This is a genomic window from Delftia sp. JD2 (genome assembly GCF_001682645.1).
GTDB lineage: Bacteria > Pseudomonadota > Gammaproteobacteria > Burkholderiales > Burkholderiaceae_C > Comamonas > Comamonas acidovorans.
The window spans coordinates 1-10,848 of record NZ_LFJT01000102.1; the positions used below are offsets into that span (position 1 = coordinate 1).

Sequence of the window (10,848 nt, forward strand, 5' to 3'; positions counted from 1 at the left end):
GCGGCCTGCGCCGCCTCGGCGCTGGGCTGGATGGCCCTGGCCGCAGGCCTGCTGCCGCTGGACATGGGCACTGCCTTTGCGGCCCAGGCGCTGGGGGCGTTTGGAACGGGTGCATCTTCGGTGGCCGTGATGACGCTGGCCATGCGCTTTGCCGGTGCCGGCCCGCAGGCCGGCACCGACATGACGGCCGTGCAAAGCGCCCGCGACACGGGGGAGATTCTGGCCTCCACCCTGGTGACATCGCTGGCGGCGGCCGTGGGCTACGGCGGTGGCTTTGCTGCTGGATTGCTGGCTGCGGCTGTGACGCTGGCCGTCTGCTGGCGCGTGCTGGGGCGCCAGGGTGGAGCGCAAAGCATCGTTGCCGATGCCAGCGCCGATCCGGTGGCGAAGTCCTCCTAGAAATCCGCCTTCAGGCTCACCGTCAGATTGCGTGGCTCGCCCCACCAGCCCTGGTTGTAGAAGCCGATCTGGCTGTAGTACTGGCGGTCCAGCAGGTTGTTGAGCTGCACGCTGGCCGACCAGGTGGGGTCGATGCGGTAGTGGGCCGAGAGGTTGACCACCAGGTAGCTGCCCTGGCCGACCTGCACGCTCTGGCGCAGCGGGTTGGTCACGTTCTGCCAGATGCGGCTTTGCCAGCGCAGGTTGCCGCCCAGGCTCAAGCCCTGCAGCGCACCCTCGAAGCTGCGCATAGCCGTGAGCTTGACCAGGCTGCGCGGGTGCGTGGTGTTGAACGCGGCGCCGCTGGCGCTGCGTGCCGTGTAGTGGGTGTAGCTGGCGCCCAGGCGCCAGCCCCGGGCCGGCTCGCCGCTGAGTTCCAGATCGATGCCGCGCACCTGCGCGCCCTTGACGCCGCGATAGGCCTTCTGGTCCGTGGTGCCGTCGATGAATTCGCCCGTGTCCTGCGCCAGGTTGTCCTGGCGGGTCTGGAACAGCGCCGCAGAACCCTGCAGCCGGTCCTGCAGCCAGGAGCCCTTGAGGCCCAGCTCGAAGGCCTGGCCGGTGACGGGGTCCAGGATGCTGCCTTGCTTGTCGCGGTAGTTCTGGGGCGTGAAGATTTCCGTGTAGCTCAGGTAGGCCGTGTGCCGGGCATCGATGTCCCACAGCAGGCCGGCGTAGGGCGTGACCTGGCTGCTGTAGCGGTAGTCGCGCAGGCTGCCGAAGTAGTTCTGGCGCGTGGACCAGCGGCTCAGGCGGGCGCCGGCCACGGCCGTCCAGCCATCGGCCAGCGAGAAACGCCCCACGGCATAGCCGCCGCTTTGGCGCATGCGGCTGTCGTCGCCGCCGTTGGAGACGTCGGACCAGCCCGGCTCGGCCAGGCTGCCGTTGCGCCAGTCGAGGAAGTTGTCCGTGGCAGGCGGCGTGCCCAGCGGTGCGTAGCGGCGGATGTCGATGTCGTCGCGCACATGGTTCCAGCCCACGGCAATCTCGTGCTGGCGCCCGAACAGTGCGACCGGGCCGCTGGCCGTGAGGTGCAGGCTGTCGCGCGAGCGGTCGCCCCGGTATTTGATGAAGGAGTTGGCCATGCCCAAGCCGGTGCTGGCGTCCGGCGCGCCGCCCCGGTAGACATAGCGCATGTCGTAGTTGCCTTCGTTGCGGCTGTAGGCGGCGCGCAGCAGCCAGCGGTTGTCCAGCCGGTGCGTCAGGTCCAGCGTGGCCGTGGTGTTCTCGGTGCCGAAATGCGACCAGCGCGTGTTGTTGGACACCGAGCGGTCGAAGTCCGTGCGGCTGCCGTCCGCATAGAACAGCGGAAAGCCGGCACCCATGCCGGGACTGGTGTTCTTCTGGTATTCGAGGCTGGTGACGAGCCGGGTGGCGGGCGTCAGGGCCGCGCTGACCACGGCGTACAGGCCCTGCCTGCGCTGGCCGAAGTGGCTGACGTAGCTGTCGCTGTCCGATTGCACGGCCACGACACGGCCATGCACGCGGCCTTCGCGGTCCAGCGGCAGGGACAGATCGGCCTGGGCGCGGCGAAGGTTCCAGCGGCCCAGCGTCAGCGAGGCATGGCCGCCCGCCGTCTCGCGCGGCTGCTTGCGCACGAAGTTCACCGTGGCCGACGGATCGCCCGAGCCATTGAGCAGGCCCGTGGCGCCGCGCACGATTTCCACGCGGTCGTAGAAGGCCGTGTCCATGTCGGTGGCGCCGAAGTTCCACAGGCTGTTGATGGGCGAGGCCAGGCCGTCGAACTGGAAGTTGCTGACGCCAAAGCCGCGCGAGGAAAACTGGTAGCGGTTGCTGTCGCTGCGGCTGACCGACAGGCCGGGCGCGGAGGCCTCCAGCGTCTGCGAGACGGTGAGCTGGCCTGCATCGTCCATGAGCTGGCGCGTGATCACGCTGACCGACTGCGGAGTTTCGCGCGCCGACAGTTGCAGGCCCGTGGCCGTGCCTGTGGCGCCGCTGGTGTAGCGCGCCGTGCCTTCGGTGGTGCCCGCATCGGCGGCGGCGCGCACGGTGACGGTGCCTAGTTCGGTGTCGCTGTTCCTGGCAGGGGGCCTGTCCTCGTCGGCGGCCCAGACTGCTGGCGCAGGGGCTGCACAAAGGGCGCAGATCAGCAGGGACAGCGGGGTCCGCGCGCCTTGGGGGTGTCGCGGGGTGGGGTTTTGAATGCGAATGCTCATCATTTCCATGGTCCTGGGCGTGAGCCCGGATTGTGGGAAATGTGCGCCGCCGCCGCCTGTTCCCGGCGACGCCAGTCCTATGGTTTGCGACGCAGGCTGCCTTGGCTGGGCGCGTGGCCGAAGCGCTGGCGAAAGGCCGTGGCGAAATTGCTGGCGTGCTGAAAGCCCACGCAGTCGGCCGCTTCCTGCACGCTCCAGCCCTGTGCCAGCCGCTCGCGCGCCAATTGCATGCGGCGCTCGCGCAGCCAGCCGAACACGGTCTGGCCGTAGGCGGCCTGGAATTTCTCGCGCAGCGTGGTCGGGCTCATGCATGCCAGGCGCGCCAGGTCGTCCAGGCTGTGCGCCTGGCCCGGCGCTGCATCCATGCACTCGCGCACGCGCTCCAGGCCGCGCCTGTCCCGGGGATGGATGCGCGGCGAGGGCGCAGGCTGCGGCTGCGCATGTGCCTGCAGCGCGCAGGCCAGCACCTGCAGCGCAATGCCTTCGCGGTGCAGCCGGGCCAGGCTGCCGCTCCAGACGCCATCGAGCAGCTGACGCAGCGACACCGCCAGATGCTCGGGCAGCGACCAGGCATGCAGCGGCGGGCCGGACTGCCGCAGGGCATGGTGCAGCAGCTCGGCCAGTTCGGCATCGGCGCAGGCCTCGGGCGTCTCGATGGACAGGTTGAAGCCGCGCACCGTCTGGCCTGCCTCATGGGTGGCCTTGAGCACCTCGGTGTCGCCGCAGGAGAATGCCGCTGCGGCATGGCGCGTCACGCTCAGGGCCTTGCGGGCGCCGGGCAGCTGCAGCTCGGCCTGGCCGTCCAGCAGGACCACGGCGGTGAAGCGCCGCGGATGCTCGGACGTGGATTCATAGCCATGGTTGATGCGGATGTCGGAGCTGACCAGCTGCAGGCCCGAAGGCAGTTGGTGCTCCTGTACCTGGCCTTCGAAGATGCAATCGTTTTCGGAGACGGTGGAGAGAAAGCGCACGCTGAAACCGTGGCGCTGGCGCATGGCGTCGAGCTGCGCCGTGGTGTAGCGCTGGGAAGGGGCGGGCATGGGCGGAGGCGGAAAGGCGGTGGCGGGAAGCGCTCGCTGCAGTGAACGCTTCTCATTATCGCTGCATGCTTGCCTCGGCCCTGCGCCGTCCAGCCCGCAGATGCGCAGGCTCAGGGCAGGGCGCAGACAAAGCTGGCCGCATCCTCCACATTGCCCGTGCCGGCGGCTGCGCCCTCGAACCTGTACCTGGCAATCTTCGGATACGGGCACAGCGGGCGCGTGCGCTGCGGAAAGTCCGCGCTGGACGGCAGGGCCCTGGCGGCGATGGTGTCCGGGGCGACGCCTTTCTCCACCCAGTCGACCATGGCCTGTATGGAGTCGAAGCTGTCCGTGGCCGGGCCGCCCGAGCAATGGTTCATGCCCGGCACGAGGAAGGTGCGCGCAAAGTCCTGCGTGGCCTGCATGCCGCCGTTGTTGGCGGCCAGGCGCTCGTAGTAGTCCAGCGTGTCCAGCGCCGAGAAGATGGGGTCGGACATGCCGTGGATGAAGAGCATCTTGCCGCCGTGCTGCCGGAAGGCCGTGAGCCGGTCGTCCCGGTAGGTGTCATAGATGGCCGAGTAGGCCTGCATGCGCGCCGGGTCGGTGTCGAAATTGAAGGCCAGCGGGTTGAAGCCCAGGTCTGGCGGGGTGAGGAATTCGTTGACCAGCGCATCCCCGATCAGCGTGATGTAGCGCGAATCCGGCGTGGCGGTGGTGGAGCTGCCCAGTGTCCAGGTGCGCCAGCCCGGCGCTGCCAGGCCCGGATCCCACGGCTGGCCCGCATACAGGGCCTGGCCTGCCGAGTTGCGCGGCCCGGCAAACACGTTTCTGAGCGCGTTCACCTGTCCGCTGCTCAGGCAGCTGCCGGTCTTGGCGCCGCTGCACTGCAGCACGCCGGGGTTGAAATGGCAGGCCTTGACGTGGTTCACCATGCCATCGGCCACGCCGTCGGCCGCATCGCAGGAGGCGGTCACGGCCTTGGCCACCAGGTTCAGGTCCTCGTTGCTGAAGGCCCGGGAGAGGATGCGCCGGCCACTGCTGTCGGCCGGCGCGATGGCGTCGAACTCGATGGTGTTCCACATCGCGGCCACCGTGGCGCCGCTCGATACCCGCATGGCAGGGGCACCGGCCGTGATGGCGTCGAAGTAGTCGGGAAAGCGCTGCGAGAACACCATGCCCTGCCGCCCGCCACCCGAGCAGCCCGAAAAATAGGAGTGCTCAGGCTTGCGCCCGTAGCGTGTGGAGATCAGCGATTTGGCCGCCACGGCGGTCTTGTCGTAGGCGTTGTAGGCGTGGTCCAGCCGGGCCTGAGGGTCGGCACCGAAGCTGGCCGTCGTGCCGGTGTGGCCCGCGTCGGTGGAGACCACCGCAAAGCCCTGGCCCAGCGGTGAAGGCGTTGCGCCAGAGATGCTGGAGCTCAGCGAGGTGTCGCGCAGGATGCCGTCGTTGCCACCGCCGCCGATGAAGAGAAACCGGCCGTTCCATTGGTCCGGCAGGCTGAGCTGGAACCCGATGGCGTAGTTCTTGCCGTCCACGCCTACGCGCGGGTTGATGGCGCCGGTGACTACGCAGTGCCCGGGCAGCAGCGCGCCGGTGCTGGCGCCGCCCGGCCTGCGGGTGTCGGGCGGCACATAGCTGGTGGACAGCCGGGTGGCCACAAGGCCTGCCCTGTCAGGCAGGTCGGCGCAGGCGGCCGCCGGCGTTGCGGCATCGGCCAAAGTGGGGCTGCTGCCACCGCCGCAGCCCGCCATGAGAAGGGATGCGGCAAAGGCGGCCGTGGATGGAAAAACGCGCCGCAAGGCGCGTGGGGCGTGGTCGGTTCGCATGGCTTGTGTCTCCTGTCGCCCGAGCGTAAGACCAGGGACGGAGGGGCCATGTCATCTCAGAGGATGACGGGACAACCCGGCGTGGGCGCTGCCCCGCGCCCGGCTTCAGAGTTTGCGCAGCCGCTCCAACGCCGCGCGCAGCGTGCTGTCTTGCTTGGCAAAGCAAAAGCGCACCACGCGCTGGTCGAAGCCGTCGCCATAGAAGGCCGACAGCGGGATGGCCGCCACGCCATGCTCCCGGACCAGCCACTGGCAGAACGCGGCTTCGTCCAGGTCCGACACGGCCGAGATGTCGGCGCAGACGAAGTAGGTCCCCGCCGTGGGCAGCAGGCGCAGGCGCGAGCCTTCCAGGCCCTGGCAGAACAGGTCGCGCTTGGCCTGGTAGAAGGCGGGCAGCTGCAGGTAGGGCGCAGGGTCGGCCATGTAGCTGGCCAGGCCCGCCTGCATGGGCGTGTTGACGGTGAAGACGTTGAACTGGTGGACCTTGCGGAACTCGGCCGTGAGCGCGGCCGGTGCGGCGACGGTGCCCACCTTCCAGCCCGTGACGTGGTAGGTCTTGCCGAAGCTGGAGACGATGAAGGCGCGCGCCGCCAGGCCGGCAAAGCGCGCGGCGCTCTGGTGCTGGCGGCCGTCGTAGACCATGTGTTCGTAGACCTCGTCGCTGATCAGCAGCACGTCGGTGGGCGCCAGCAGCTCCTGCAATTGCAGCATCTCGGCATCGCTCCAGATGGTGGCGCTGGGGTTGTGCGGGCTGTTGATGATCAAAAGCCGTGTGCGCGGCGTGATGGCGGCGGCAATTTTGGCGAAGTCGGGCTTGAAGCTGCCCGGCGTCAGCGGCACGCGCACGGGCACGCCGCCGGCCAGCTCGATATTGGGCACGTAGCTGTCGTAGCAGGGGTCGAGCACGATGACCTCATCGCCCGCATGCACGGTGGCCAGGATGGCGGTGAGGATGGCCTGCGTGGCGCCGGCCGTGACCGTGATCTCGGTGCCCGCGTCGTAGCGGCGGCCGTACAGTGCCTCCATCTTGTCGGCCATGGCCTGGCGCAGCTGCGGCAGGCCGGGCATGGGCGGGTATTGGTTGTGGCCGGCCTGCATGGCGGCCGTGACGGCATCGACCAGCCTGGGGTCGCAGCCGAAGTCGGGGAAGCCCTGGCCCAGGTTCACCGCCTGGTGTTCGGCGGCCAGCGCCGACATGGTGGTGAAGATGGTCGTGCCCACATGGGGCAGGCGGCTGGGGAAGGCGGGCGTGCGGGGCGTGGCAGAGGTCATGGCGGAGGCAGCGGAAAACGGGAACGGGCCCGCACTGCGGGCCCGGTGGGGCGGAGGATCAGAGTTCGTAGTCGTGCACGTGGCCGCTCATGGCGCGCATGATCAGATCGCGCGTCAGGCGGTCGCTGAGCAGTTCGGCGAAGCGGTAGACGAAGTTGCGCAGATAGGCGCCGCGCTTGATGGCCACGCGCGCCACGCTCTGGCCGAACAGATGGCCCATGGGGCGCACCACGAGGTCGTTGACCGGATCGTCGCGCATGGCCATCTCGGCCACGATGCCGATGCCCAGGCCCAGGCGCACGTAGGTCTTGATCACGTCGGAGTCAATGGCCTCCAGCACGATGCGCGGACGCAGCCGGCGCGTGGCGAAGGCCTGGTCGATCTTGCCGCGCCCGGTGAACGAGGGGTGGTAGGTGATCAGCGACTCATGGGCGATGTCGTCCAGCGTGATGCGCTCTTTCTGCGCCAGCGGATGGCCCGTGGGCATGACCAGCACATGCTGCCATTCGTAGCAGGGCAGGGTGACGAGATCGGGGTAGTCGGCCAGGGACTCGGTGGCCATGCCGATGTCGGCGATTTCGTCGATGACCATGCGCGCCACCTCGGCCGGCGTGGCCTGGTGCAGGCTGATGGTGACCTTGGGATACAGGTCGCGCAGCCGTGCCACGGCGGGCGGCAGCACGTAGCGGGCCTGGGTGTGGGTGGTGGCAATCGACAGCGTGCCGCTGTCCTGGGCGCTGTACTGCTCGCCGATGCGCTTGAGGTTGCCGATCTCGCGCATGATGAGTTCGATGCTCTTGAGCACCTCCAGGCCGGGCTCGGTGATGCGCTTGAGGCGCTTGCCGTGGCGCGCGAAGATGTCGATGCCCAGCTCCTCCTCCAGCTCGATGATGGCCTTGGAGACGCCGGGCTGCGAGGTGTGCAGGGCCTTGGCCGCCTCGGTGAGGTTGAGGTTGCGGCGCGCCGCTTCTTGGACGAATCGGAATTGGTGCAGGTTCATGGCGGTGACAGCTGGGTGCAGCGCGCCATTATGCTGCATTTATATAAAGAAGCGATTCGTTATTTCAGCTTCCTGACCTGCCGGAAGGCTCCATGGCCGCCAGCGCCAGCTCTGCCAGCAGGGCCGTGACACGTGGATGCTCGCCCACGGCCGGCTCCAGTTCCACGGCCACCTGTGGGTGGGTGTCGCGGATCTCCTGCACCAGCTTCGGGATGTCCTCACGCGCATGCTTGCCCGTGCCCAGGAACAGGGGCAGCACGGTGATGCGCGTGGCGCCCGCCTCAACCAGCCCGCGCGCGGCGGTGGGCAGGTCGGGCGCACAGGCTTCCAGGTAGGCGCATGCAGCCAGGCCGTGGGGCTGCGCTTGCCGGACGGCGCCGAGCACGGCCTCGATGGGCTGGCGCCACAGGGCGTCGCGGGAGCCGTGGGCCAGCAGGATCAGGCCGGCAGTGCCGGCCGCTGTTGTGTCGTTTTGCATGGCAACGGATCTAGCGGCGCAGCACCAGCCAGGTGAAGGCGGTCAATGAAAGAAGGCTGTAGAGCAGGCCCGGCGCCGCAGCGGTCAGCCAGGGCGACCAGGTCTGCAGCGTGCCGATGTAGCCGAACACGTTGTTCAGCAGGAAGAAGCTGATGCCGGCCATGACGCCGCCGAACACATAGGCTGCGATGCCGCCCGAACGGAAGTGCAGATAGGCAAAGGGCAGGGCCAGCACCACCATCACCAGGCAGCTCATGGGGTAGAAGACCTTGCGCCAGAACTCGATCTCGTACTTCTGCGCGGCCTGGCCGTTGGCCTCCAGGTGGCGCACGTACTGAAACAGCGAGATGGTGGACATGCGGTCGGGCTTGAGCAGCGCGGCCGAGACCATTTCGGCGCTGATGCCGGTCTTCCAGACCAGGCTGTCCTCCTTCTCGCGCAGCAGCACCATGCCTCCGTCGGCCTTCGCCTTCAGGCGGCTGGCCTCAACGCCCTGGAGCGTCCAGGATTCGCCATCCTCGCTGACCTGCGCCGCCTGCGCATGGATCTGGGCCGAGATGCGGCCCTGGCCGTCAAAGTCGAAGATGCGCACATTGGAGAAATCACCGGGCCCGCGGATGGCGCGCACGTTGATGGCTATGGAGTGATCGCCCTGGCGCTCCTTGAGCCAGGCACCCGTGGCGCCGCGCGACAGCTGGGCCAGGTGGATGGCGCGGATGTTCTGGCCCGCGTTCTCGGCAGCCGGCGCCAAGTAGTCGCCCGTGCCGAAGGTGGCCAGCACAAAACCCAGGCCCAGCACCATCAGCGTGCGCAGCGCCAGCCAGGGGCCCATGCCGCTGGTGCGCATGATGGTGAATTCCGAGCTCTGGGCAAAGCGCGCCATCACGTAGATGGTGCCGATCAGCACGGTGATGGGCATCAGCTCGTACAGGTGGCTGGGGATGCGCAGCACCACGAAGAGCAGGGCGTGCGTGATCTGGTAGCCGTTGTCGCCGCCGCGCCCGACCCAGCGCAGCTCATCGACCAGATCGAAGAAGAAGAACAGCGCCAGGAAAGCCAGCGTCACATAGCTGACGGCCGCGATGATGTCGCGGTACAGCAGGTTTCTCAGAACTCTCATCAGGGCACCGCCTTTGCGTCGTCCAGGGCAGCCGGCTTGCAGGGCCTGCGCCACAGGTCGCGCGGCGACCAGCGCTTGTGCCGGGCCAGCAGTACCAGCAGTGCCAGCAGCAATGTTCCACCGTGCAGCAGGGCCGTCATGGCGGGCATGCTCAGCTTGCCCGAGGCCACCCAGTTCTCGCCCAGCGTCATCAGGTTGTAGTACACGATGAAGGCGAACAGCGCGAGCATGAGGCTGCCGCTGCCGCCAGCACGCGGGTTCACGCTGGCCACGGCCAGGCCCAGGATCACGAAGTTCAGCGCCGCCAGCGGCAGGCCTATGCGCCAGCCCAGCTCGGCGCGGTAGATGGGTTCGGTGCGCGGCAGCAGCTCATGCGTGTAGGTGCTGCGAGCGGCCATTTCCTCGGCAGCGGCCAGATTGTTGCCGCCGCCGAGCTGCGTGCCGTATTCCTTGAACTCGCTGATCTTCACCGAGCCGTCGCTGGTCTGCGTTTCCATGCGCTGGCCGTCGGTCAGCACGGCCATGCGCTCGCCCTTGACCACTTCCAGCCGTGCCCCGCGCGCCGAGGTCACGGACTCGCGCCCGCGCTCATTGGCCACGATGAACACATTGTTGGCAGCGGTGGCGCTGGGCACGTCCTTGTCGATGAAGAACACGCGCGATCCGCCCGCAGACTCCTGGAACTCACCGGGGGCGATGCGGTCAATGTCGCTGCGCTGCTCGAACTGGGTCTTGATCTGCTCGATCTGCTGATTGGCCCAGGGCAGGATGCCCAGGCCCAGCACGGCGATCACGGCCAGCACCGGCCAGGCAAAGCGCAGCAGCGGGCGCAGCAGGCTGGCCAGCCCCTGGCCTGCGGCGAACCAGATCACCATCTCGCTGTCGCGGTACATGCGCGACAGCGAGCCGACCACGGCCACGAAAAGCCCCAGGCCCAAAATCGTGGGTAACTGGCCAAGCACCGTATAGCCCATGACCAGCAGAACGTCGGAAGGGCTGACATTGCCCTTGTAAGCCTGGCCCAGCGTGCGGATCAGCATCATGGTCATGACGACCGTGATCAGCACCACGACCGTGGCACCGAAGCTGCGGGCCAGCTCTTTGCGTATGGATGAATCGAATAACATTGGCTGAAAGGAAAACGCCGATTATGAACTTTGAACTGAAGCCGTTGACGACTGCCGCAGCAGTACGTGAAAAGTGTGACCTGTTGTTGGTGCTGGTGACCGAAGCCACTGTCACGGGCAGCGACGCGCTGTCCACCCTGGTCGCACACGCGGTCAAGGCCGGAGATTTCGAAACGGCAGCCGGCAAGCAGCTGGCACTGTACGGCCTGCCAGCCGTCGCTGCACGCCGAGTCGTGCTGCTGGGCGCGGGCAACGGCTCGGCACGGGAAGTGCGCCAGGCCGTGGCCGGCGCAGGTGCCGCGCTCAAGGCGACCGGTGTTGGCAAGGCCTTGCTGTGCTTTGGCTTCGATGCGGCTGGTCCTGCCCGAGAAGGCAGGTGCCGCACCACAGG

The 10,848-nt window shown here is 68.0% G+C and carries 9 protein-coding genes and 1 pseudogene; 2 read left to right on the forward strand and 8 right to left on the reverse strand.

Features of this window, described 5'->3' with window-relative positions; translation table 11 throughout:
- A pseudogene (locus ACM14_RS29325) lies at positions 1-399 on the forward strand (MFS transporter); the annotation flags it as partial.
- On the opposite strand, the gene ACM14_RS29330 reads toward ACM14_RS29325, so the two are convergent.
- The 8 genes from ACM14_RS29330 to lptF form a co-directional block, all read right to left on the reverse strand.
- A complete protein-coding gene (locus tag ACM14_RS29330; RefSeq protein ID WP_254662162.1) occupies positions 396-2,615 on the reverse strand; it encodes a TonB-dependent siderophore receptor in 2,220 nt (739 codons plus the stop codon). The pseudogene ACM14_RS29325 and the gene ACM14_RS29330 overlap by 4 nt on opposite strands.
- A gap of 77 nt (positions 2,616-2,692) precedes the next feature.
- Entirely contained in the window at positions 2,693-3,655 is a 963-nt protein-coding gene (locus ACM14_RS29335; protein WP_065348096.1) for a helix-turn-helix transcriptional regulator, read from the reverse strand.
- 110 nt (positions 3,656-3,765) lie between these two features.
- Positions 3,766-5,460 carry a tannase/feruloyl esterase family alpha/beta hydrolase gene (locus tag ACM14_RS29340; RefSeq protein WP_065348097.1) on the reverse strand — a complete coding sequence of 565 codons (1,695 nt, stop codon included), beginning with the start codon at positions 5,458-5,460 and terminating at the stop codon, positions 3,766-3,768.
- A gap of 105 nt (positions 5,461-5,565) precedes the next feature.
- Positions 5,566-6,732: a pyridoxal phosphate-dependent aminotransferase gene (locus ACM14_RS29345; RefSeq protein ID WP_034393073.1), complete on the reverse strand. Its 1,167-nt coding sequence runs from the start codon at positions 6,730-6,732 to the stop codon at positions 5,566-5,568.
- Between the two features lie 58 nt (positions 6,733-6,790).
- Complete coding sequence (locus tag ACM14_RS29350) at positions 6,791-7,732, reverse strand: CysB family HTH-type transcriptional regulator (protein WP_034398475.1); 942 nt, start codon at positions 7,730-7,732, stop codon at positions 6,791-6,793.
- A 64-nt stretch (positions 7,733-7,796) separates the two neighbouring features.
- Positions 7,797-8,210, reverse strand: coding sequence for a sirohydrochlorin chelatase (locus tag ACM14_RS29355; RefSeq protein ID WP_065348098.1), 414 nt, complete (start codon positions 8,208-8,210; stop codon positions 7,797-7,799).
- A gap of 10 nt (positions 8,211-8,220) precedes the next feature.
- Positions 8,221-9,330, reverse strand: a complete 1,110-nt coding sequence (gene lptG, locus ACM14_RS29360) for an LPS export ABC transporter permease LptG (RefSeq protein ID WP_034393081.1) — start codon at positions 9,328-9,330, stop codon at positions 8,221-8,223.
- A complete protein-coding gene (gene lptF, locus ACM14_RS29365) occupies positions 9,330-10,457 on the reverse strand; it encodes an LPS export ABC transporter permease LptF (RefSeq protein WP_065348099.1) in 1,128 nt (375 codons plus the stop codon). The genes lptG and lptF overlap by 1 nt, the downstream gene beginning before the upstream one ends.
- Before the next feature lie 23 nt (positions 10,458-10,480).
- Here lptF and ACM14_RS29370 point away from each other — a divergent pair.
- The coding region (locus ACM14_RS29370; RefSeq protein ID WP_302621880.1) for a M17 family peptidase N-terminal domain-containing protein at positions 10,481-10,848 on the forward strand (368 nt) is incomplete at its 3' end.

What these genes read in the sequence shown, in the direction of transcription:
- ACM14_RS29330 (WP_254662162.1), bottom strand. Translation starts at nt 2,615, where the DNA reads ATGAGCATTCGCATTCAAAACCCCACCCCGCGACACCCCCAAGGCGCG.
- ACM14_RS29335 (WP_065348096.1), bottom strand. Translation starts at nt 3,655, where the DNA reads ATGCCCGCCCCTTCCCAGCGCTACACCACGGCGCAGCTCGACGCCATG.
- ACM14_RS29340 (WP_065348097.1), bottom strand. Translation starts at nt 5,460, where the DNA reads ATGCGAACCGACCACGCCCCACGCGCCTTGCGGCGCGTTTTTCCATCC.
- ACM14_RS29345 (WP_034393073.1), bottom strand. Translation starts at nt 6,732, where the DNA reads ATGACCTCTGCCACGCCCCGCACGCCCGCCTTCCCCAGCCGCCTGCCC.
- ACM14_RS29350 (WP_034398475.1), bottom strand. Translation starts at nt 7,732, where the DNA reads ATGAACCTGCACCAATTCCGATTCGTCCAAGAAGCGGCGCGCCGCAAC.
- ACM14_RS29355 (WP_065348098.1), bottom strand. Translation starts at nt 8,210, where the DNA reads ATGCAAAACGACACAACAGCGGCCGGCACTGCCGGCCTGATCCTGCTG.
- lptG (WP_034393081.1), bottom strand. Translation starts at nt 9,330, where the DNA reads ATGAGAGTTCTGAGAAACCTGCTGTACCGCGACATCATCGCGGCCGTC.
- lptF (WP_065348099.1), bottom strand. Translation starts at nt 10,457, where the DNA reads ATGTTATTCGATTCATCCATACGCAAAGAGCTGGCCCGCAGCTTCGGT.